The sequence below is a fragment of the Aequorivita iocasae genome (genome assembly GCF_016757735.1).
GTDB lineage: Bacteria > Bacteroidota > Bacteroidia > Flavobacteriales > Flavobacteriaceae > Aequorivita > Aequorivita iocasae.
The window spans coordinates 27,309-49,419 of sequence record NZ_CP068439.1 but is presented as its reverse complement, the minus strand read 5'-3'; the positions used below and the strand labels follow the sequence as shown (position 1 = coordinate 49,419).

Sequence of the window (22,111 nt, the reverse complement as noted above, 5' to 3'; positions counted from 1 at the left end):
TTAAGGTTGCAAAGTTACTTAAAATTTATGCTCTAGTAACTTTATCAATTCCGTTTATTTTTTTGATGTTTTCCACAAGATTATTAAGAATAGACTTGTTTTTTACCACAACTACAATCTTGCCCGTAAAAACCCCGTCGTTACTATCGAAATGGACGCTTTTCATATCTATGTGAAGGTTGTTTGAGATCACTTTTGTCACTTCGTTTACTAAACCTATTGTGTCAATTCCCGAAATGTTCAGCACGGCTTTAAATTCGCGTTGCGTACTATCAATCCATTTGGCGGGCATAATGCGGTAACTATAATTGCTCTGAAGCTGCAGGGCGTTTGGACAGTTGGTTTTATGGACCTTTATACCTTCGTTTACGGTTACAAAACCAAAGACATCATCGCCTGGGATGGGGTTGCAGCAGTTTGCCATTTTATAATCCAATTTGTCTTCGTTTTTGCCGAATACAAGTTGGTCAAACTTTTCTGTAATCTCTTCCTTGTTTACGTCCTCGGGCTTGTCTGGCTTTCGGATTCTATTTTTGAAGAAGCTAATAAATGCATTGCTTCGCGACGCGGCAAAATCCTTCAGTTTTTGGTTGTCAATAATTCCTGCGCCCACGCGGTAGTACAAATCCAGACTCGTTTTCACTTTAAAGAAAACCACAAGCTGATTGATCGTAGTATCGTCCAGGTTTATTTTTAAAGACTTTAATTTTCTTGCCAGAACAACCTTTCCTTCTTCGGCAAGTTGTTTCTTTTCATCTTTTAATGAAGATTTTATCTTGGAACGTGCGCGGCCCGTTGTTGCGTAATTTAGCCAGTTGGCGGTAGGCTTCGCATTTTCTGAAGTAATAACCTCTACCTGGTCGCCACTTTTTAGTTCGTGGCTCAATGGAACCAATTTTCCGTTAACCTTTGTACCGCGGGTGTGCATCCCAATTTCCGTGTGAATATGAAACGCGAAATCCAATGCCGTTGCGCCTTTAGGTAATGAATACAGGTCTCCTTTTGGCGTAAAGACGAAAATTTCCTTGGCGTATAGATTCAGCTTGAATTCTTCTACAAAATCTACGGCGCTTATTTCCGAATTTTCCAGCGTGTCTTGCAGTTTGTTCAACCAGTTTTCAAGTCCGCCGTCGTCCTTTTCCTTGTTTTTGTATTTGTAGTGCGCAGCAAACCCTTTTTCAGCAATTTCGTTCATGCGTTCGCTGCGAATTTGTACTTCTACCCAACGGCCTTTAGGGCCCATTACGGTAATGTGAAGTGCTTCGTAACCTGTTGATTTTGGTGAGGAGATCCAGTCGCGCAACCGTATTGGGTTGGGGCGGAAATGATCTGTAACAATAGAATAAATCTTCCAGGCGAAGAATTTTTCGTTTTCGGGCGTGCTTTTGTAAATAATTCGCACGGCAAATTTGTCATAAACTTCATCAAAGCTCACGTTTTGTGCAAGCATTTTCCTTCGTATGGAGAAAATGGATTTTGGCCGCCCCTTTATTTCGTATTCCAGGTTCTCGGAATCCAGTGAATTTTTTATCACCTTGTTGAAGGCTTCAATATAAGCATCCTGTTCTTCCTTGCTTTCCTTTATTCGGCTTAAAATATCAGCGTAAACGTCAGGCTCAGTGAATTTCAAGCCCAGATCCTCCAGTTCGGTTTTTATATTATAAAGTCCGATCCGGTGGGCAAGTGGGGCGTATATGTAAAGAGTTTCCGAAGCGATTTTCCGCTGCTTGTCTGGGGGCATGCTGTCCATGGTTTGCATATTGTGCAGTCTGTCAGCAATTTTTATGATGATTACTCGAATATCCTCATTAAGCGTTAATAGCATCTTTCGGAAGTTTTCGGCCTGCATGGAAACGTCTTCAGACATGGAGATGTGTGCGATCTTAGTGAGACCGTCCACAATCCGGGCTACGGCGGTACCGAACAGGCGCTCAATATCATCCAATTTATATTCGGTATCTTCCACAACATCGTGCAAAAGCGCTGCGGCTATGCTTGTGGCATCGAGGCCAATCTCTGAGGCTACAATTTTTGCGACTGCAATAGGGTGAAAAATATAGGCTTCGCCACTTTTGCGACGTTGCTCTTTGTGAGCATCAACAGCAAGATCAAACGCGCTGCGAATCAGTTTTTTATCGTCTTTTGTGAGGGTGCGATAACTGATCTTCAGCAACTGCTTATACTGCTTTGCGAGCTCCTTTTTCTCTTCTTCTAATGCGGCTTCTGTCATAAACCTAAAAGTATTGAAAAGTATTTTAATGGGCAAGTGCAATAAGGCCTTAGTGGACGTGTGTTAATTGTTAATTAAAAAAAAACGTTTTCTAAGGTTTTTAAATCTAGAAGAGGGTTTGCTTGTAATTTCTTTTTGATATAGTATTTAAAAATTAAAAGAGGTGATTAGGTTAAGCTGATCTCTGTTATTTCCGCCTGCTAAAAACTGGTTCATATAACCAATTTCAAACTTTAATGAGTTATTCAGCTTATAGCCCAAGCCAGAGTATAGTCTGTTTCTGTCAAAAACTGTATTTTTAGTGTTAAGAAAAATTTCATTGTAGGCAGATAGGTAAATGGTTTTTTCAATCAATTCGGCATTATTCAATGGTACATTCAGTCCCAAAAAATAGCGAAAGCGAAGTTTAAAATCATCTTCCACAAAGCGCTGCTCAAACCTATATCGGTGCTGTACTCCCACACGGGCTATCTTTTGGCGGGTAATAAACTGTTGGTAAATTCTGTGTTCGTTTATTGAATTTTTCTCGTCTGTGTTTGCTATATAATTTTCGCTCAAAATATATCCATACCCCAACAATAGATTGTTATTGTTTTCGGTAAGGTTATAGCCAAAGCCCGTTCTCAATAACAACTGTTCCAAGTCTCCTATAGCATTGTAGTTTCGGTATTGAACTTCATGGTGCCAATTCCATTTATTATCTATTTTCTTGTTTCCGAAATAAATAATCCAGTTTCCAAAATTACTGTCCTGAGCAATAGAAGAAAAAGGCAATAGTAACATCAATAAAAAAAGATAGTTCTTCATTATAGCAAATCTTAATATTCAGCTTGAAACAAAAATATAGGAGTGGTTATAAATGGTAAAATAAACACCGCTAAAAACCATTTTTTTATGAGAATTTTATAATTTTTCACGAAATATAATTCCAGATATTCCGATACTTCACGAGTTGGGCATAGGTGTTTTTTATAGGAATATTTTCTTCGGAAGTAAGATTAGGGTCTCCCTTGAGGGTTTGGGCAGCATAACTTCGGGCAATCTTCAATATCTCGCTATCCTTTACTATGTCTGCAATGCGAAGGTTTAGCACACCGCTCTGTTGTGTACCCATCATATCACCAGGGCCACGTAGTTTTAAATCCACTTCGGCAATTTCAAAGCCATCGCTTGTGCGCACCATGGTTTCCAAACGGGTTTTGGCATCTGCTGAAAGTTTATGGCTGGTCATTAAAATACAATAACTCTGTTCCGCACCACGTCCCACACGGCCACGTAATTGGTGCAGCTGTGATAAGCCGAAGCGTTCGGCACTTTCAATAATCATCACGCTGGCGTTTGGCACATTTACGCCAACCTCAATAACGGTTGTGGCAACCATAATTTGTGTTTCGCCTTTTACAAAACGGTTCATCTCATAATCCTTATCGGCTGGTTTCATCTGTCCGTGAAGAATAGAAACCTGATATTTTGGTTGTGGAAATTCGCGCACAATACTTTCATATCCATCCATCAAATCTTTATAGTCCATCGTTTCACTTTCCTGTATCAATGGGTAAACAATATACACCTGTCGGCCCTTGGAAATTTCGTCTCTTATAAACCTAAAAACCTTCAGTCTATTCGCATCAAAACGGTGCACGGTTTTGATGTCTTTTCTGCCCGGTGGAAGTTCATCAATTACGCTAATATCGAGGTCGCCATAAATGCTCATGGCGAGGGTGCGGGGGATGGGGGTGGCGGTCATAACAAGTACGTGTGGCGGATATTCGTTTTTGTGCCATAATTTGCTGCGTTGTTCCACTCCAAAACGATGTTGTTCGTCCACAATTGCAAGCCCCAGATTTTTGAATTTTACCTTATCTTCGAGCAGTGCATGGGTGCCAATTAGGATGTTTAATGCGCCGTTTTCGAGTTTTTCATGAATTTCCTTCCTTTTTGAAGTTTTAGTTGAACCAGTAAGCAATTCAATACTGGTATTCAGATTATTGCACATTTCAATTAAACCGTTATAATGCTGGACTGACAAAATTTCAGTTGGGGCCATTAAACAAGCTTGAAAACCATTGTCAATAGCTATTAACATTGACATTAGCGCTACTATGGTCTTCCCAGAACCCACATCGCCCTGTAAAAGTCGGTTCATTTGTGCATTGCTTCCTAAATCGTTGCGGATTTCTTTGATCACCCGCTTCTGCGCTTCGGTCAATTCAAAGGGCAAATGTTCCGAAAAAAACGTGTTGAAATTGTGCCCAATTTTATCAAAAGTGTAACCCTTAATTTTCGATTTATGGATGAGGTTTTTCCGAATTAATTGCAGTTGGATATAGAACAATTCCTCAAATTTTAATCGGTACTGGGCACGTGCCAAATGCGCTTGACTTTTCGGAAAATGTATGTTAAAAAGTGCCTCCTTTTTTGAGGCTAATTTCAACTGTTCCAAAAGGGGTTTTGAGAGGGTCTCGGCGAAGGCATTTTTGCTCTCCAAAAAAAGCTGTTGCATTAGCCCATTTATCACTCGATTTGTGATGCCGCTGTTCCCCAATTTTTCGGTGGAAGGATAGACAGGTTGCATGGCAGAACGGATACTTTTTTCATGTGCCTCCAGCAATTCCATTTCGGGGTGCGGCATGGAGAAACTATTGTTGAAATAATTCGTTTTTCCGAAGATTACGTAGGGAACGTTCAACTTTAAATTCTCCCGAATCCACTTTTGCCCACGAAACCAAACAAGTTCAATACTGCCGGTTTCATCAATAAAAGTAGCGACCAAACGTTTTCCACGTTTTTGTTCAACCGTTTTTATATGTGTGATTTTTCCAATAATCTGAACTTCGGCATTTGTTTGCTGTAATTGCGCTATTTTGTAATACTGCGTTCTATCGAGATAACGATTGGGAAAAAGATTCAGCAAATCCTGAAAGGTGTGGATGCCAAGCTCCTTTTTAAGCAAATCAGCCCGGTTGGGGCCGACGCCTTTAAGATAGTCGATAGGAGTTTGCAGGAAATTGGCATTCATAAAACGAAAATACTAATTCCCGCGAAGGCGGGAATCTCATTGCTTTAAAATTTGTAATTTGCTAACTCAAAAATATTACTCTTCTTAAAATGAATAAATTTCTTTTTGCGCTTTTCTTTTCAAGTGTAACAGCTTTTGCACAGCAGACCGATGTTGTGGATTTTTTGAGGATTGAGGCTTTAATTAGGCCCGATGTTGTGGAAAAAAAAATAGCAGGTCGATTTGTGGCCACATTTGAAGTGCTGAAAGAAACCGATTCCATTTTTATGGATGCAGTAAATATTAAAATCGACGAAATTAAGAGTAAAGTATTCAAAATATCTGCTGATGAAAAGAAGATTTGGTTTGTTGGTAAATTTGAAAAAGAGAAAACTTACGTAGCAGATTTTTATTATGAGATGAAACCAAAGCAAACCCTTTACTTTTTTGGTGATGAGATTTGGACACAAGGACAGGGAAAATATACTTCACATTGGTTGCCAAGTATTGATGATGTTAATGATAAAATTGAGTTTGATTTAGTTCTATTTGCTCAAGCTGATAATGCTATAATTGCAAATGGTAAATTAATGGATTTAGGTGAGATTCCTGAGGCACGACATTTCGATATGAAAAACCCCATGTCCAGCTATTTGGTAGCCTTCGCAATTGGTGATTTCAATAAAAAAGAGCTCGTTTCAAATTCCGGAATCCCTATTGAATTGTATTACAAACCTCAAGATTCACTAAAAGTAGAACCAACCTATCGCTACAGCAAACAGATTTTCGATTTTTTGGAAAGGGAGATCGGCGTTGCTTATCCTTGGCAAAATTACAAACAGGTGCCCTTGCGCGATTTTCTGTATGCCGGAATGGAAAACACCACCGCCACCTTCTTTTCCGAAGCCTTTGTGGTGGATTCCATAGGGTTTAACGATAGAAATTACGTAAACGTAAACGCTCACGAGCTTGCCCACCAATGGTTTGGCGATATGGTTACCGAAACCGCAAATGAAGACCATTGGCTGCAGGAAGGTTTTGCGACCTATTACGCACTTTTGGCCGAGAGAGATATATTTGGGGAAGACTATTATTACTGGCAATTGTACCAATCCGCCGAGCAGCTAAAGGCAATGAGCGATGAGGGCAAGGGCGAATCGCTTTTAAATCCCAAAGCAAGTTCGCTAACTTTTTACCAAAAAGGAGCGTGGGCGCTTCATATTTTGCGGGAAAGGATAGGGGACGAGGCTTTTAAAACAGCAATCAAAAACTATCTTGAAAAATATAAATTCAAAAATGTTTCTACCGATGATTTTTTGAATGAAGTGAAAGCTGTCTCACAAACTGATATTTCAGATTTTGAGAAGGATTGGTTACAACAGGCCGCTTTTAAAGCAGAAGAAGCTTATCAATCATTACTGAAATCTTCATTTATCAAAAAATATTTTGAAAATGCTGCGCTTCGCGCAACGCCTTTGGCAGATAAAAAAATCCAGCTAAAAGCTGCGCTCACCTTTCCGAATGATTTTATTGGCCAGGAAGCGGTTTATCAATTGGCGGAGGAGCCGCTTTCTGAAACACTTCCGCTTTACAAGATAGCTTTTGAAAGTAACAATTTGTATGTTCGTCAAGCTGTTGCGCTTTCGTTGCAAACCATTCCAAAAGAACTTCAATCGGAATATGAGAATCTGCTAAACGATGCTTCCTATGTTACAATAGAAACCGCGCTGTATCAATTGTGGATGCAATTTCCAGAGAAAAGAACCGAATATCTCAACAAAACAAAAGGAATTGAGGGTTTTCAGAATAAAAATATTCGGCAGTTGTGGCTCGCTTTGGCATTACTTACGGATAACTATGAAATGTCTGAAAAAGAGAATTATTTAAAGGAATTGAAGAATTATACTTCCACAGATTACAGTTTTGAAATTCGCGAAAAGGCTTTTGAGTATGTAAACGAACTTCAGCTTTGGGATTTGGAAACACTTAAAAATCTTGTGGAAGCAACGGTTCACCCAACTTGGCGTTTTGCAAAATCATCAAAGGCATTAATGAATAGTTTGCTTCAAAATGAAAAGTATCATGAACAGTTGCGGGTTTTGGGTCGGCAGGTTTCAGAAAAGGCGGCCAATTATTTAAATTCAACCATAAAGGAATGAGGGCGTTGGTAATATCTGGGGGAGGTAGCAAAGGTGCTTTTGCGGGCGGCGTGGCACAGTATTTAATGGAGAAACTGCACCACAATTACGATCTTTTTGTAGGTACCTCAACTGGCAGTTTGCTCATTTCCCATTTGGCGCTGGACAAGGTGGAAAAAATTAAGGAAGTTTATACTTCGGTTAACCAAAAAAGTATTTTTAATAGTTGCCCCTTTGTGATAAAGGAAGATAAGTTTGGCGGCAAGCAGATTGCCATCGACCATTTTACGGTACTGCGAAATTTTTTGAAAGGAAAGAAAACCTTTGGCGAAAGCTTAAATTTACGAAAGCTAATTGAAAATACTTTTACCGAAATCGAATTCAATAACCTGAAAGCTTCGAAAAAGGAAGTGGTTGTAACAGTTTCAAACCTTTCACTGAACCAAGTGGAATATAAAAGTGTGAATGATTTTGAGTATCAGGATTTTTTGGACTGGATCTGGATTTCTTCAAATTTTACCCCTTTTATGAGTCTTGTAAAAAAGGACGGCTGTGAGTATGCCGATGGCGGTTTTGGAAGCATGGTTCCCATTGAAGAGGCGATTAACCGTGGCGCAACCCATATTGATATAATTGTCTTGGAGACCGAGATTACCTATTACAACCGGCTTCCATCAAAAAATGTTTTTTCGTTGCTTATCAATATGCATAATTATATGGCGGACCGTATTGAGAAACAGAACATCCGTATAGGAAAATTTGTCGCCACCAATAAAGATGTTATTATCAATCTTTATTATACCCCAACGGTTTTGACTACAAATTCTTTGATATTTGATAAGAAAATGATGACAAAGTGGTGGGAACTCGGCTTTCGATATGCTGACCAGAAAAATAATGCATTAAACGAAATTCGCACAAAAGACGATTGATTTTCCTACTTTACTAAGAGGGATTTCCCCCAAATATTCAGGTTTTCCCTGTATTTTTGATGTAAGGCACGTGTAGATTGTTAATAATCAACTCTTTTACTTTATCTTCACTTTGCTTTTAAGAGGAGGACATTTTTAAGTTCATCTTATTGTGATTATTTGTATACTACAACTCTAAAACCAATTCAATATGAAAACACAAACCATTCAAACTGTACTTTTATTAATTTGTATCAATTTAATGCTTTTTAGCTGTCAAGATATATCTACCCACAACGAATCCCCGTATGAAGGTCCACCGAAAGATCACATCATTTCTGTAGATCGCGCCCAAGAAATGTACGATGCCTATTCACAAAGACGCGTGCCGATACTTCAAAAATACGAAGATAGTATTGCAGCAGATGGTTCAAAATTTACTCCTACCCGTTATGCTGAATATGACTTAAAAACTATAAAACAGTACATCGCTTATATTGAACATGAGGCTAAAGAAGCTAATGTGGAAATACAAACATTGCGGTTCTATCTTTCAAACTATCCCGCTAGTGATAAATTTCCCAATGGGGATGTCGTTAAATTTCCAAAAAGAAATAGTTTTTTTGTAGTGCCCACTATGGCTTATGAAGGAAAAAATGTTGGCTTTTACCTTGAAGATATTGACGGTGTTTATACTGCCCTGCCTATAAATAGGAATGGTTTACGAGGGAAAGACGAAAATAAAATGCGTGATGAACCCCAGGGTAATGTGAATGAGGCTGGATTTTTTATTTCCGCCGCCCCAACCCTCCAAGGAGGTGGAACAACTAGTATTATTTTTAACGAAGGCAATATCACTCCTCCTCCAGCAGGCGCAAATGATTTTGGAGATGATAATTAAAACATTCTTGAACTTTGAATTCATTTTTAGAAAGTATGCAATATGCCCACATGGCACTTTATGCCATCGTGTTTATTATTTCAATTGTTAAATTTCCGCTTTATAAAGATTCTGCTTTAAGGGTATTGCCTATTATATTACTGTTTACCCTTTTGGCAGAAGCTTTGGGAATGTATATAAAGTATATATTTGGCCCTCCAAACGCCATAATTTATAATATATATTACTTCTTTTATTTTTCGTTTTTCTATTATATTTTTTTAAAGATAATTGATGAGAGAAAATTTAAAACACTTATTAAATTGGGTATAGCAGTATATTGGTTGTTTTATGCAGGAGATTGGATTTTAACAGATTTTATAAATAGAGGTTTTATTATTTCCTATATGGCCGGTGCAGGAATTTTGGTTTTTTGCATTATTCTCTATTACGTAAATATTTTACAGTCATCCCGAGTGCTTGTTATAAAAAACGATTTACTGTTTTGGGTAAGTGTGGGCCTATTTTTGTTTTATATTGGCTATATTCCCATAAAAATCATTAGAACTTGGTTTTATAAACCCGATAGTTTCTTTGAGATTTTACTTGTAATACAGTTTTCGCTCATAATCATTATGTATTTGTTTTTTTTGACAGGATTTCTATGGATGAAAAAGAAATCATAATAATTGCGGCAATAGCCATTCCGATAACTTTAGTAATTATTGTTATCGTACTCTTCAGTGTTTTTTCGCGTAGAAAAAACCGTTTGTTGCAGGAGCAGGAAAAAGCAAAAAAAGCATTCGACCGCGAATTGGCAGAATCACAAATAGAGATTCGCGAGGAAACTTTGCGAAATATTAGTTGGGAACTGCACGATAATATTGGGCAGTTGATGACCTTGGCCAAAATACAAGCCCAAATGGCACAAGAAAGACCCGAAATGCTAAATGAAGTTTCTGAAACAATAGGCAATGGCATTGATGAATTGCGGGCGCTTTCAAAATTGATAAACCCGGAAGCACTAAAAAGCCTTAGCCTACAAGAAGCTGTAAGCCTGGAAATAGAGCGATTCAACAGGCTTAAATTTATTGCTGCTGAATTAAAGGTTCAAGGAACTGTAAGGCCCATTGAGAGTAATACACAGATTATTCTTTTTAGAATATTGCAGGAATTTTTTTCAAATACGATAAAGCATTCCAGAGCTTCGACATTAAAGGTAGTTCTGAATTATGCTGATAAATATTTGATTATTTCTGCAGAAGATAATGGAGTGGGTTTTGATAAAACTGATGATTTTATGGGAATTGGACTTAAAAACATGAAAACGCGTGCCCAATTGATCAATTCAACATTGAAAATCAATTCTGTAAAAGACCAAGGCACAGCACTGCACCTTAAATATAATTTTGTGTGAATTTTGAATCAATTTACATATAAGAAATACCTGTTGCAAAATGAGTTATTCCGTAGTAGTAGTAGACGATCATTTCTTGCTCTCCCAAGCCATAGGTGGATTGGTTCAAGAATTTAAAAATTTTAATGTGCTTTTTTTATGCAAAAACGGCAAGGAACTGCTTGATAAACTTGCTACTCCAAAAAACATTCCAGATTTGGTTCTTATGGATATAAAGATGCCTATTTTAAACGGAATTGAAACAACTGAGATTCTCAAGAAAAAATATCCGAAAGTAAAAGTACTGGCCCTTTCCATAGAGGAAGATGAATATACCATCCTGAAAATGCTAAGGGCCGGAGCTAGCGGGTATTTAATGAAGGATACAAAAAAAGATATTCTTGAAAAAGCCTTAAGTGAAGTAATGCAAAAGGGGTACTATTACACAAATACTGTTTCACAAATTCTTATTGAATCTTTGGAAAATGAAATAGACACAGATTTAAAAGAAAAGGAAATTGAATTCATAAAACTTGCTTGTACCGATCTCAGCTACAAAGAAATTGCTGAAGCCATGTCCTGCAGCTATAAAACCGTGGAAGGCTATAGAGATTCTGTTCACAAAAAGCTAAAAATTAAAAGCAGAATCGGGCTTGTACTCTTTGCTATACATCACAATCTTTTCACACCTTAAAAAAGCTCGCCAACCTCTTTTTTTACGTATGCCATAGCCTTTTGTGATGGAGTAACCTCTTCCATAAAATTCTGTAATAATACTTCCCGCATTTTGTCTACATTTCCATCCTTTTCGTGCATTGCTCCTTGGCGTATTGCATGTATAGTAGCATTTTTAGCGGCATTTACGAGGTTCCAACATTCAGGGGTTACGTAAATTTGCTGTGTTAAGTTATGATCATATTCCTGTTCAATATTTTTCACTAACAAGGTTTCATAATCGTCTTTGGAATCTGAAAAGGGTTTTACACGAACCAAAAGTTTATTGGGGTCTATGCGCTCCAAAAAAAGCGTAATGCGCTCATAAGCCTGTAAACGAAGGGGCAAAACCTGTTTTTGCGCTTCCTTTTGGACTAAGTACCTTCGGCGGCCCTCTTCATTGGCCGTGTGGCCTTTAAAGAAAAAATAAGCGACTATTCCCACAACAATTGCGGGCAATAGATAGGCTGCATAACTAATAATTTGGGTTGTTTCTTCCATCTGAGATTAAAATATTGGCAAACTTAATGTGTTTTTAGAATTTTGGCAATAGTTACTTTTTTATTATGCTAAATTATCAGTAGCGCACCTTATTTTCTCTTTTCATCGCCTTCACTTCTTTTTTCGCTTGTTTTTCATGGTAATTGCCACCTAGGTGATTACAACTTGATATTGCCTTCATACTTTCAAACGGTACCTCGCATTTGTGGTACATAAAGGATTGCGCCAAAGTTTTAATGAGATTTTTATCACCAACAGTCAGGTCAACATCATCCATTGTGAATTGGCACGGATGTTCATATCCACAGGCGTGGGTCATTTCTAAAAGTTCTTTTCTGAAATTCTTGAAATAAAAATGTGCGCGAACTGACTTATCTTCAATATTTATTCCGTTCTGTAGCCATTTGTTTTGTGTAGCCACTCCACTGGGGCATTTATTGGTATGGCACTGTTGGGCTTGAATACAGCCAATGCTCATCATTGCTTCTCGCGCCACGTTTATTAAATCGGCTCCCATGGAAAAGGCCATTGCGGCTCTAGCTGGAAAACCTAATTTCCCACTTCCTATAAAAACAATTTGATCGCAAAGATCTAGTTTTTTAAAAATTTTGTAAACTTCAGCAAACCCGAAAAGCCACGGTAAGGAAACATGATCTGCAAAACTAGGAGGCGATGCGCCGGTGCCCCCTTCACCGCCATCAATTGTTATAAAATCCGGCCCTTTGCCGGTTTCTTTCATTATTTTGGCAAGTTGTTCCCACTCTCCCAAACGGCCCACGGCAGATTTAATCCCAACGGGCAACCCTGTGGCCTCTGCAATGTCTTCCACAAATTCTACCAACCCCTTTACACCGCTAAAAGCTGAATGGGTGGGGGGCGATAGCACATCTTTCCCTAAGGGTACATGTCTAATCTCAGCAATTTCCTTTGTAATTTTTGAACCTGGCAAAACACCTCCCTTTCCAGGTTTTGCGCCTTGAGAAAGTTTTACCTCAATGGCCCTTACTTGCGGGTTTTCATTAACGAGCTTCACAATTTTTTCCATGGAAAAATTTCCGTTTTCATCGCGTACGCCAAAGTAACCCGTTCCGAAATGAAAAACCACATCAGCTCCGGTTTTATGATAGGGTGACAGTCCTCCTTCGCCCGTGTTGTGATAACAATAAGCGAGGGCGCAGCCTTTATTCAAAGACTCTACCGCTCGCGCTGAAAGCGATCCAAAACTCATAGCCGAAACGTTGATTACCGAAGCCGGACGATAGGGGCGGCGACGTTTATGAAAACTCCCCATAACCTTCGCACATGGTAAAAAATAGGGGTTTTTATAGTTGGGGTTATCTTTTTCCACTTTAAATGGAAGTAGGGAATTGTTTATAAAAATATAATTCGGTTCATAAATATCACGGTCTGTCCCGAAGCCTTCATAATTATTTTCGTTTTTCGCGGAAGCGTAAATCCAACCGCGTTCAATTCTATTGAAAGGAAGTTCTTCGCGGTTGTTCGCTACTATGTACTGCCTAAGCTCAGGCCCAATACCCTCAAGCATATAGCGAATGTGGCCTATTATAGGAAAGTTATGGCTGATAGTATGATGTTTATTGAAGAAAACATCCCGAATGGCAATGATTAAAAGAAAAAGAAGAACCCAAGCCCACCAAGGAATTTGACTTACAAAAGATATAAAGGTATCCATAGAAGTTTTTTTATAAAGATATTTAAATTTAAATAGTTTTGAAATTACTTTGATTTTAAAAATTACTTTCCAAAGCAATTTTTTGTTTATAATTTCCCCAAAAACACTTCTTATAAAAGTTTGATAATAGTTATTTTCACAGCTTGAAGAAAATGAAGTTTTGGAACAGTATTTAAAACAACTCAACGAGGCCCAGCTTGCGCCAGTGCTGCAAAAAGACGGCGCAATGATCGTGATTGCCGGGGCTGGTTCGGGCAAGACGCGCGTGCTAACTTTTCGCATTGCATATTTGATGAGTCAGGGCGTGGATCCGTTCAATATTTTGGCGCTTACGTTTACCAATAAGGCCGCAAGGGAAATGAAAGGGCGTATCTCAAAAATTGTTGGCGCTAGCGAAGCAAAAAATCTTTGGATGGGCACCTTCCACAGTATTTTTGCAAAAATCCTTCGTTTTGAAGCCGATAAATTGGGCTACCCTTCCAACTTCACCATTTATGACACCCAAGACTCACACAGTGTAATTCGCGCAGTGATAAAGGAAATGAACCTAGATAAAGATGTGTATAAATACAAGCAGGTTTATTCGCGCATATCTTCCTATAAAAACAGTTTAATTACCGTAAAAGCATATTTCAACAATCCGGAATTGATGGAAGCCGACGCGATGGCGAAAATGCCGCGCCTCGGCGATATTTATAAAGCTTACGTTGACAAATGCTTCAAAGCTGGCGCAATGGATTTTGATGATCTTTTACTGAAAACCAACGAACTGCTAACGCGTTTTCCAGATGTTTTGGCAAAGTATCAAAACCGTTTCCGCTATATTTTGGTAGATGAGTACCAGGATACCAACCACAGTCAGTATTTGATTGTTCGTGCACTTTCTGACAGGTTTCAAAATATATGTGTAGTAGGTGATGATGCACAGAGTATCTACGCATTCCGCGGTGCGAACATCAACAATATTTTGAATTTCCAAAAGGACTATGACAATGTGAAGGTTTTCCGTTTGGAACAAAATTACCGTTCTACCAAAAATATCGTAAATGCCGCAAACAATATTATTGAAAAGAACAAAACACGACTCGAAAAAGTGGTTTGGACGGCAAATGACGAAGGCAATAAAATTCTCGTAAACCGGACCATGACCGATGGGGACGAAGGACGCTTTGTGGCCAGCTCCATTTTTGAAAATAAAATGAACCATCAATTGAATGATGGTGATTTTGCAGTTTTATACCGAACAAACGCACAGAGCCGTGCTATTGAGGATGCGCTTAGGAAAAAGGACATTCCGTACAGAATTTACGGAGGGCTTAGTTTTTATCAGCGAAAAGAAATAAAAGATGTACTAGCTTATTTGCGGTTGGTATTAAATCCGAAAGATGAAGAGGCGCTGAAACGTGTCATAAATTATCCATCACGCGGCATTGGTGATACCACTACGGAACGTTTAATAGTTGCCGCAAACCATTACAACCGTTCGATTTTTGAGGTAATGAAAAACATCGATAAAATTGATTTAAAGATAAATGCTGGCACCAAAAGCAAATTGCAGGATTTTGTTACGATGATTGAAAGCTTTCAGGTTTTGAACCAAGGTTATGATGCTTTCACAATAACGGAACATGTTGCCAAAAAAACAGGTTTGTTGCAGGAATTAAAGAAAGACGGCACCCCCGAAGGTATTGCACGTATCGAAAACATTGAGGAATTACTGAACGGGATGCGCGATTTTGTGGAAGAACAAAAGGAAATTGCCGATGCCACAGGTTCGCTTTCGGAATTTATGGAAGATGTTGCGCTCGCCACCGATTTGGATAATGACAAAGGTGATAACGACCGTGTCGCACTGATGACGGTACATTTGGCGAAAGGTTTGGAATTTCCCTACGTATACATTGTGGGTATGGAAGAAGATCTTTTCCCCAGCGGGATGAATATGAATTCCCGCAGTGAGTTAGAAGAAGAGCGAAGACTTTTTTACGTGGCCCTAACCCGAGCCGAGAAACAGGCATATTTGACTTATACCCAATCGCGCTACCGTTGGGGAAAATTGATTGATGCCGAGCCGAGTCGTTTTATCGAGGAAATTGATGAAAGCTTTTTGGAATATCTAACCCCTATTACCGAAAATCGCTACAAACCTCTTTTGGATGCCGATATTTTTGATGAGGTTGACCACAGCAAGCTGCGATTGCGAAAGCCTGTTTCTGGTAAAGCCCCAACGGGACCCACAGAAGCTCAGCTTCGAAAATTGCGGAGATTGAAGCCCGTGGCCAGCGATACCGATAAAAATTTTAGTGCAGCAGACGCCCATCTCAACGTGGGAACGATGGTTGAGCATGTTCGCTTCGGAAAAGGAAAAATCCTTAAAATAGAAGGAGTGGGTGCCGATACAAAGGCAGAGATTGATTTTGAAAACGGTGGATTAAAAAAACTGTTGCTTCGCTTTGCTAAACTGAAAGTTCTGGATTAAAAACCTCAATTCATAATTTCCAAATAAGTATCAATAGCGATACTTATTTGCTCTTTCATATTTTCAATATCGTTTTGGCCCCAATCGCCATGGCCACCTTCATAGACCGTGAAATTGTGGTCTATCAGCGAATTGTTTAGCGCTACATTTAAAGTGTTTCCATTGGTAAGTGGGACCAAGGGATCTGCATTTCCATAGAAAAGCAGGGTGGGACTGCTGGCATTAGAAACACGCATTGCTGGACTCAAAATTTCTGCATAATTTGTTCCCTGAGGATAAGCACCCTCGTCCACCAAAGCAGTCATCAACAAGGAGAAATTTGGATTTTCACTATAAAATGGATCTGTAAAATCTGTGGGACCAACAATATCGCCAACTATTTTTACTTGGTCGTCCGTATCATAAACATAATCGTACATTAATGAAATGTGCGCACCCGCACTAGCACCGATCATGGCAAATTCTGGTAGGATTTGGAGTTCGTTTTTTTCGGAAGTCAATTTATTGATTATCGCATCAACATCCAAAAATTGGTTGGGAAATGCCGGCGTCTCCAAATCAGCAAGTACATAGTTTACGTTTACTATTGCGTGGTCTGGATGCCTCTGTTTTATATAGGAAATAAAGAAGTCCATATCGGCCTTATCGCCACCGGTCCAGCCGCCGCCATGAACCAGCATGATAATTTTGGTTTTAGTGGAAGATCGATTTGCGGGCAGATAAAGGTCATATTTTTGTTGTGGATTATTTCCGTAGGAAACATTTAGTATGGTTTTCTCAGCTAAAGAATCTGTAGTAGTAGTGTCGCTATCTTTGGAACAGGAAATGAAATTGATATGTATTCCGAAAAGGAGAATTAGAACTAAGAGCTTTTTCATATAAAATTTTTGTTTTTTCAATAACGTGTCAAATGTATATTTATGTTAAGAATTTTAAAGAAATCTTCCATTTAAAAAATTGTAAGTAACTTTAAATAAAAAAATGATTCGAAAAGGTTCAAAAGTAAGGTGGAAATGGGGCAACGGTGAGGCCGAAGGAAAAGTAATCGAAACTTTTTCCGAAGAAATTACCAAAACCATAAAGGGAAATAAAATTACACGAAAAGGCGAAAAAGGAAACAAAGCACTCTACATTGAGCAAACAGATGGAGATAAAGTTTTAAAACTTGAAAGTGAAGTAAAAAAATAAAATTTAAAAATGGCTGAATTTATCAAGATTTATGAGGATAACCCAAACCCGAAAGAGATTAAACGGGTTGTGAAAATTCTTCGCGATGGTGGAGTAATAATTTATCCTAGCGATACGGTATATGCGCTGGGCTGCGATATAAATAACAACCGTGCAATGGAAAGAGTAGCACAACTTCGGGGAGTGAAGCTGGAAAAAGCTAATTTCTCTTTCGTATGTGAGAATCTGAGTAATCTCAGCGATTATGTAAAGCAAATAGACACGCCTACTTTTAAAATATTGAAAAGAAATCTTCCCGGACCCTACACCTTTATTCTTCCGGGGAATAATAATCTTCCCACGGTTTTTAAAAAGAAAAAGGAAGTGGGTATCCGGGTGCCTGATAATTCCATAACTCGTGCCATTGTGCAACAATTGGGCAACCCTATAATTTCAACCTCTATTAAGGATGAGGATGAGGTAATTGAGTACACTACCGACCCTGAACTTATTCTAGAGAAATGGGACAATTTGGTAGATTTGGTTATTGATGGAGGGTATGGTGGCAATATTGCTTCTACGGTAATTGATCTTACGGGGCCAGAACCAGTGGTAGTTAGGGAAGGGAAAGGAAGTTTGGAAATTTAATTTTTAGTGGATTGTTTTTTCTGAAATTCTGAAAACAAAATTCCTATTTGGTGATTGAGTTTTTTTCTGAAAAAATCCGTCCAGCCCATCAACGGACTTTTCCCTCTTCAGGAATATATTCTATGTTTGAGGTTGTCACTTTAAAATCTTTTCCCTATTGAGTTTGGGAGAGCATGCGCCACATGTTTTTGGCTTCTTCTCCTTTTAAAACTCCAAACGCAGATCTTTAAAGGTAACCTCGTTATGATACCATTCAAACATACGCTCTGCTTCTATGTCAGCAAAGGATTTGTAGCATTTTTAATGATATTTAGCTCAGTTTTGCTGCTAATTACTGAATTAAAAAATTATTTCAATAAATGTTGCAGCCCCCGATAAATATTTTCCTCCAGGATATCCATAGAACCATCCGCCAAAAACATTTTTTTTATATTTTCAAAAAGACGGTCTATTTCACTTTTAGAATAATCGTAGCGGGTTATGGTGTGCTGTATTTTTTGAATACGTTGGTAATCATTATCATGGTCAAACTCTTTATGGACCTGTCGGTATTTTTCTTCACCCACTTTTGTTTTTATGAATTCTTTCTCAGCTTTTGTTTCTATAAAATTGGCATACGCACAGTAAAGTAAAATATAGGCCTTAAGTTCTTCGCGCGTCCAATTGGTTTTGAATTCATCCATTTCTAATTAATTATTTAAAAGATTTTATTTACTATCTAAGATACAAAAACCTTTCAAAAGATTGTTTTGATGCACAAATAAAAAAACCCGGCCATATAGGGCCGGGTTTTAGATTCTTTACAGCTTTTGAAAATTATTTTCCGCCAGCTTCAAGGTTTTTCATTTCCTTTTCGATCATATCATAAAATTGATCGATTTTTGGAAGTACTAAAATACGTGTACGTCTGTTGGTAGCTCTGTTTTCAGCAGTGGTATTTGGTACTAATGGATCGTACTCCCCGCGACCTGCAGCAACCAATCTTTCTGGTGCAATGCCTAAATCCTGCAAGGCTCTTACTATAGCTGTAGCACGCTTTACACTCAAGTCCCAGTTGTCTAACAACACCCCGCTTTTATATGGTACGTTATCTGTGTGTCCTTCAACCATTGCCTCAAAGTCAGGTTTGCCATTGATTACTTTGGCAACTTTTCCTAAAATTTCATTAGCTCTTGAAGAAATCTGGTAGCTTCCTGACTTAAATAAAACCTTATCTGAAAGTGAAATGTAAACCACACCTTTTTCAACATTTATTTCAATGTCTGGATCATTTATACCCACTTCTCTTTTAAGACTAGTAACAAGTGCAAGCGTTACACTATCTTTTTTGTTAAGTGCATCCTGCAAACGTGTAATTTTCAAGTCTTTTTCTTTTAGACTTTCCAAAGATTTTTCCAGGTTGGTAGCACCTTTAGAGGTCAACATAGTAAGTTCTTTTGAACTTTGGATAAGGTCTTCGTTGGTCTTTTTCATATCTGCCAAGCGTTCCTCCAGTTGTTTAGCACGTGCTGTGGCCGCCGCTCTTTCGGTAAGGCAGTCGTTAAGTTTAACAGTTGCCGTATTCAGCAAATCCTGTGTGTTTTGTTGTTTTGCTTCAAGTTCTGCATATTTTTTCTTGGAAACGCAAGAAGTAATAGCTAAACTTGAACATACTGCTAGAATCAATAGTTTCTTCATAATTTTTAAGTTGTTTAAGTATTTAATATTGTATTGTTGCTTGTATCAAATTATAAACCAAAATTATCAAAATAGTGATGCTTCAAGAAACGATTAACAATACTTTAAGTAAAATAAACTATAGTTGGGTAAAAACTTTTTTATTATTTATAAAGTATTGAAAGACAATAGATTTAATCGTGTAGTATTTTAAAGTTGAAGAAAAGGCTTTTCTTTTTTGTATAAACTTTGACACCATACTATAAAAGCTATAATGTGCTTTTAATATTGCGAAGAAATGTTTTGGTTTTCCTTGAAATAAAAATTGAAAAGCGGCCAAACCGTCCAGAAGCATTCGTACAAATAATGCAGTAATAGCTTTTGTGCCTGCTGCATTTTTGAGAAGGTTTAAAAGGGAATTACGAAAATTATAGAATGTCTTTTTGGGATTTAATGTTGCCAGCGTTGCCCCGCCCACATGATAAACTTCCGAAGCGCCCACGTAAAGTATTTTTCCGCCCTTTGCCTGTAACCGCCAGCAAAGATCAATTTCTTCTTGGTGCGCAAAGTAATCTTCATCAAGTCCACCTGCTTTCCAAAAAGCTTCGGATTTCACGAAAAGGCAAGCACCCGAAGCCCAGAAAATCTCTGAAACATCGTTATACTGACCCATATCTTTTTCCAAAGTGTTGAAGATACGCCCGCGGCAGTAAGGGTAGCCGTATTTGTCAATAAAACCGCCCGCCGCACCGGCATATTCAAAATAATCTTTGTTTTTGTAATCCAGAATTTTTGGTTGGGCCGCCACCACGGAAGCGTCTTTTTCAAACTCAGAAATTATGGGTGGTAACCAATTTTCGGTCAATTCTACATCACTATTCAACAAAACGAAAATATCTTCCGAAAGGTTTTTTAAAGCATCATTATACCCTTTTGCATACCCACCATTCATTTTGTTTTGAATGATTTTTACCGTTGGAAAAAATTCTGAAACAAATGACACAGAATTATCCGTAGAAGCATTGTCTGCAACATATACAGTTGCTCCGGAAGAAAACCTCACCACCGAAGGCAGAAATTTTTCCAACAAATCCTTTCCGTTCCAATTTAAGATTACTACGGCTACTTTCACGGGTGTAAAGATAGATTTTTGAAGTGTTTTTTGAGGAGTTATTTATAATTGGGAATTTCCTTTAAAAAAATATAGCGTTCATTTTCAAAGTCCATTTGGCAGAAATAATGTTCCAAACCATTGGTAACCACTAAATATTCAGCTTTCAGCGCTAAGTTATAGCGGGCAATTTGATCAAATGTTTGCTGGCTGATGACTATTGATGGCGCTTTGCATTCCACAATCAAAAAAATGCTTCCGTCATTGTTGAAAACCACAATGTCGTATCGTTTTACGGTATTGTTGAGTTTCAATTGTTTTTCAACGTTTATAAGACTTTTGGGATAGTTTTTTTCTTTTAGAAGAAATTGGACAGCGTGCAACCGAACCCATTCCTCCGGGGTAAGCACCACGAATTTTTTTCTGATTTCATCAAAAACCAACGTTTTATTTTCGCTACTTTTGAAGCGAAAGGAATATTCGGGAAAGTTCAGTTTTTGCATTTACAAATATTGAAAATTTATTATTCAAAATTAAGTGCCTTCAATCTAAAATCTTCAATTATTAATCGTTAATTGCCCAATGCCGCTCGACAAAGTAAAATCCATCATCGCTGATATTAAAAACGGAAACACAAAGCCTATCTATTTTTTGATGGGTGAGGAGCCCTATTATATTGATGGTATTTCAAAATATATTGAGGAAAACGTTTTAAGCGAAGAGGAAAAAGGGTTTAATCAAATGGTCCTTTACGGACGGGATGTTACTGTGGACGATATTATCAGCAATGCCAAACGCTACCCGATGATGGCTGAAAAACAGGTGGTAATTGTAAAAGAGGCACAGGATCTTTCGCGAACTATAGAAAACTTGGTGCCCTATGCCAAAGATCCGCAGCCCACAACCGTTTTAGTGCTTTGCTACAAGTATAAAACATTGGACAAACGCAAAAAACTGGCAAAGGAAATTGCAAAAACAGGCGTTGTTTTTGAGAGCAAAAAGCTCTATGAAAATCAGGTTCCCGATTGGATAAAACGTGTTTTAGCCGCAAAAGGATACACTATTACACCAAAGGCCGCACAGATGCTGGTTGAATTTCTTGGAAATGATTTGAGCAAAGTAAATAACGAGCTTGAAAAACTGCAACTCATCTTAAAACCCGGAGAGCAGATTACACCTCAAATTATTGAGGAAAACATCGGGATTAGCAAGGATTTCAACAACTTTGAGCTTCAGAATGCCATTGGAGAAAAAGATATAAAAAAGGCTTTTGCAATCATTCAATATTTTTCACAAAACCCAAAAAACAATCCGTTGGTTATGACGGTGGCATTACTGTACAGCTTTTTTTCAAAATTGTTGAAATACCATGCGCTTACCAATAAAGGCGATGCGGCAAAGGCTTTGGGTGTAAACCCGTACTTTATAAAAGATTATCAAACTGCTGCACGAAATTACCCTATGAAAAAGGTAAGTGCCATCATAGCCGCAATCCGTGAGGTGGATATGAAAAGTAAAGGTGTGGGTGCTGCAAATCTTTCGCAGGGTGATTTGTTGAAGGAATTGTTGGTGAAGATTTTTAATTAAAA

Annotated in this window: 20 protein-coding genes; 10 read left to right on the top strand and 10 right to left on the bottom strand. The window is 38.2% G+C overall.

Annotated elements, in window-relative coordinates:
- Nucleotides 1-25 precede the first annotated feature (25 nt).
- The 3 genes from JK629_RS00225 to recG all read right to left on the bottom strand — a co-directional run bounded on the left by JK629_RS00225 (nt 26) and on the right by recG (nt 5,249).
- Nucleotides 26-2,230: a RelA/SpoT family protein gene (locus tag JK629_RS00225; protein ID WP_202336560.1), complete on the bottom strand. Its 2,205-nt coding sequence runs from the start codon at nt 2,228-2,230 to the stop codon at nt 26-28.
- Between the two features lie 147 nt (nt 2,231-2,377).
- On the bottom strand, nt 2,378-3,037 hold the full coding sequence (locus JK629_RS00220) for a DUF2490 domain-containing protein (RefSeq protein WP_202336558.1): 660 nt from the start codon (nt 3,035-3,037) through the stop codon (nt 2,378-2,380).
- 106 nt (nt 3,038-3,143) lie between these two features.
- On the bottom strand, nt 3,144-5,249 hold the full coding sequence (gene recG / locus JK629_RS00215) for an ATP-dependent DNA helicase RecG (protein ID WP_202336556.1): 2,106 nt from the start codon (nt 5,247-5,249) through the stop codon (nt 3,144-3,146).
- A gap of 89 nt (nt 5,250-5,338) precedes the next feature.
- Here recG and JK629_RS00210 point away from each other — a divergent pair, with 89 nt between their 5' ends.
- The 6 genes from JK629_RS00210 to JK629_RS00185 all read left to right on the top strand — a co-directional run bounded on the left by JK629_RS00210 (nt 5,339) and on the right by JK629_RS00185 (nt 11,247).
- Nucleotides 5,339-7,387 carry a M1 family metallopeptidase gene (locus JK629_RS00210; RefSeq protein ID WP_202336554.1) on the top strand — a complete coding sequence of 683 codons (2,049 nt, stop codon included), beginning with the start codon at nt 5,339-5,341 and terminating at the stop codon, nt 7,385-7,387.
- Nucleotides 7,384-8,298, top strand: coding sequence for a patatin-like phospholipase family protein (locus tag JK629_RS00205; protein ID WP_202336552.1), 915 nt, complete (start codon nt 7,384-7,386; stop codon nt 8,296-8,298). The genes JK629_RS00210 and JK629_RS00205 overlap by 4 nt, the downstream gene beginning before the upstream one ends.
- Nucleotides 8,299-8,488: 190 nt before the next feature.
- Nucleotides 8,489-9,178, top strand: a complete 690-nt coding sequence (locus JK629_RS00200; protein WP_202336550.1) for a hypothetical protein — start codon at nt 8,489-8,491, stop codon at nt 9,176-9,178.
- A 14-nt stretch (nt 9,179-9,192) separates the two neighbouring features.
- A complete protein-coding gene (locus JK629_RS00195; RefSeq protein ID WP_202336548.1) occupies nt 9,193-9,843 on the top strand; it encodes a hypothetical protein in 651 nt (216 codons plus the stop codon).
- The gene (locus tag JK629_RS00190; RefSeq protein ID WP_202336546.1) at nt 9,822-10,574 is read left to right on the top strand and encodes a sensor histidine kinase; all 753 of its coding nucleotides are present in this window, start codon (nt 9,822-9,824) and stop codon (nt 10,572-10,574) included. The genes JK629_RS00195 and JK629_RS00190 overlap by 22 nt, the downstream gene beginning before the upstream one ends.
- Before the next feature lie 40 nt (nt 10,575-10,614).
- Entirely contained in the window at nt 10,615-11,247 is a 633-nt protein-coding gene (locus tag JK629_RS00185; RefSeq protein ID WP_202336545.1) for a response regulator transcription factor, read from the top strand.
- Here the strand turns inward: JK629_RS00185 and JK629_RS00180 are convergent.
- Together JK629_RS00180 and JK629_RS00175 are read right to left on the bottom strand one after the other, a co-directional pair.
- A complete protein-coding gene (locus JK629_RS00180; RefSeq protein ID WP_202336544.1) occupies nt 11,244-11,768 on the bottom strand; it encodes a DUF7935 family protein in 525 nt (174 codons plus the stop codon). The genes JK629_RS00185 and JK629_RS00180 overlap by 4 nt on opposite strands.
- A gap of 76 nt (nt 11,769-11,844) precedes the next feature.
- A complete protein-coding gene (locus JK629_RS00175; protein ID WP_202336543.1) occupies nt 11,845-13,461 on the bottom strand; it encodes an FMN-binding glutamate synthase family protein in 1,617 nt (538 codons plus the stop codon).
- 160 nt (nt 13,462-13,621) lie between these two features.
- Here JK629_RS00175 and JK629_RS00170 point away from each other — a divergent pair, with 160 nt between their 5' ends.
- Nucleotides 13,622-15,940 (top strand): ATP-dependent helicase, encoded by a 2,319-nt coding sequence (locus tag JK629_RS00170; RefSeq protein ID WP_202336542.1) that lies wholly within the window; start codon nt 13,622-13,624, stop codon nt 15,938-15,940.
- Between the two features lie 5 nt (nt 15,941-15,945).
- Here the strand turns inward: JK629_RS00170 and JK629_RS00165 are convergent, their stop codons facing one another.
- Nucleotides 15,946-16,818, bottom strand: coding sequence for an alpha/beta hydrolase (locus JK629_RS00165; protein ID WP_202336536.1), 873 nt, complete (start codon nt 16,816-16,818; stop codon nt 15,946-15,948).
- Nucleotides 16,819-16,921: 103 nt separating this feature from the next.
- On the opposite strand from JK629_RS00165, the gene JK629_RS00160 reads away from it, so the two are divergent.
- Nucleotides 16,922-17,128 carry a hypervirulence associated TUDOR domain-containing protein gene (locus JK629_RS00160; RefSeq protein ID WP_202336534.1) on the top strand — a complete coding sequence of 69 codons (207 nt, stop codon included), beginning with the start codon at nt 16,922-16,924 and terminating at the stop codon, nt 17,126-17,128.
- A gap of 9 nt (nt 17,129-17,137) precedes the next feature.
- A complete protein-coding gene (locus JK629_RS00155) occupies nt 17,138-17,755 on the top strand; it encodes an L-threonylcarbamoyladenylate synthase (protein ID WP_202336532.1) in 618 nt (205 codons plus the stop codon).
- A gap of 347 nt (nt 17,756-18,102) precedes the next feature.
- On the opposite strand, the gene JK629_RS00150 is transcribed toward JK629_RS00155, so the two are convergent.
- The 4 genes from JK629_RS00150 to JK629_RS00135 all read right to left on the bottom strand — a co-directional run bounded on the left by JK629_RS00150 (nt 18,103) and on the right by JK629_RS00135 (nt 21,025).
- On the bottom strand, nt 18,103-18,438 hold the full coding sequence (locus tag JK629_RS00150) for a hypothetical protein (protein ID WP_202336529.1): 336 nt from the start codon (nt 18,436-18,438) through the stop codon (nt 18,103-18,105).
- A gap of 133 nt (nt 18,439-18,571) precedes the next feature.
- Entirely contained in the window at nt 18,572-19,432 is an 861-nt protein-coding gene (locus JK629_RS00145; protein WP_202336527.1) for an OmpA/MotB family protein, read from the bottom strand.
- A gap of 118 nt (nt 19,433-19,550) precedes the next feature.
- On the bottom strand, nt 19,551-20,543 hold the full coding sequence (locus JK629_RS00140) for a glycosyltransferase family 2 protein (protein WP_202336525.1): 993 nt from the start codon (nt 20,541-20,543) through the stop codon (nt 19,551-19,553).
- 38 nt (nt 20,544-20,581) lie between these two features.
- Nucleotides 20,582-21,025, bottom strand: coding sequence for a type I restriction enzyme HsdR N-terminal domain-containing protein (locus tag JK629_RS00135; RefSeq protein WP_202336523.1), 444 nt, complete (start codon nt 21,023-21,025; stop codon nt 20,582-20,584).
- A 79-nt stretch (nt 21,026-21,104) separates the two neighbouring features.
- Here JK629_RS00135 and holA point away from each other — a divergent pair, with 79 nt between their 5' ends.
- The gene (gene holA, locus JK629_RS00130) at nt 21,105-22,109 is read left to right on the top strand and encodes a DNA polymerase III subunit delta (RefSeq protein WP_202336521.1); all 1,005 of its coding nucleotides are present in this window, start codon (nt 21,105-21,107) and stop codon (nt 22,107-22,109) included.
- Nucleotides 22,110-22,111 lie beyond the last annotated feature (2 nt).

Excerpts from the sequence above, each read along its gene's own strand:
- JK629_RS00145 (WP_202336527.1), bottom strand. The coding sequence starts at position 19,432 with ATGAAGAAACTATTGATTCTAGCAGTATGTTCAAGTTTAGCTATTACT.
- JK629_RS00180 (WP_202336544.1), bottom strand. The coding sequence starts at position 11,768 with ATGGAAGAAACAACCCAAATTATTAGTTATGCAGCCTATCTATTGCCC.
- JK629_RS00175 (WP_202336543.1), bottom strand. The coding sequence starts at position 13,461 with ATGGATACCTTTATATCTTTTGTAAGTCAAATTCCTTGGTGGGCTTGG.
- JK629_RS00150 (WP_202336529.1), bottom strand. The coding sequence starts at position 18,438 with ATGGATGAATTCAAAACCAATTGGACGCGCGAAGAACTTAAGGCCTAT.
- JK629_RS00200 (WP_202336550.1), top strand. The coding sequence starts at position 8,489 with ATGAAAACACAAACCATTCAAACTGTACTTTTATTAATTTGTATCAAT.
- JK629_RS00210 (WP_202336554.1), top strand. The coding sequence starts at position 5,339 with ATGAATAAATTTCTTTTTGCGCTTTTCTTTTCAAGTGTAACAGCTTTT.
- JK629_RS00165 (WP_202336536.1), bottom strand. The coding sequence starts at position 16,818 with ATGAAAAAGCTCTTAGTTCTAATTCTCCTTTTCGGAATACATATCAAT.
- JK629_RS00190 (WP_202336546.1), top strand. The coding sequence starts at position 9,822 with ATGGATGAAAAAGAAATCATAATAATTGCGGCAATAGCCATTCCGATA.
- holA (WP_202336521.1), top strand. The coding sequence starts at position 21,105 with ATGCCGCTCGACAAAGTAAAATCCATCATCGCTGATATTAAAAACGGA.
- JK629_RS00205 (WP_202336552.1), top strand. The coding sequence starts at position 7,384 with ATGAGGGCGTTGGTAATATCTGGGGGAGGTAGCAAAGGTGCTTTTGCG.
- JK629_RS00135 (WP_202336523.1), bottom strand. The coding sequence starts at position 21,025 with ATGCAAAAACTGAACTTTCCCGAATATTCCTTTCGCTTCAAAAGTAGC.
- recG (WP_202336556.1), bottom strand. The coding sequence starts at position 5,249 with ATGAATGCCAATTTCCTGCAAACTCCTATCGACTATCTTAAAGGCGTC.
- JK629_RS00155 (WP_202336532.1), top strand. The coding sequence starts at position 17,138 with ATGGCTGAATTTATCAAGATTTATGAGGATAACCCAAACCCGAAAGAG.
- JK629_RS00185 (WP_202336545.1), top strand. The coding sequence starts at position 10,615 with ATGAGTTATTCCGTAGTAGTAGTAGACGATCATTTCTTGCTCTCCCAA.
- JK629_RS00220 (WP_202336558.1), bottom strand. The coding sequence starts at position 3,037 with ATGAAGAACTATCTTTTTTTATTGATGTTACTATTGCCTTTTTCTTCT.
- JK629_RS00160 (WP_202336534.1), top strand. The coding sequence starts at position 16,922 with ATGATTCGAAAAGGTTCAAAAGTAAGGTGGAAATGGGGCAACGGTGAG.
- JK629_RS00225 (WP_202336560.1), bottom strand. The coding sequence starts at position 2,230 with ATGACAGAAGCCGCATTAGAAGAAGAGAAAAAGGAGCTCGCAAAGCAG.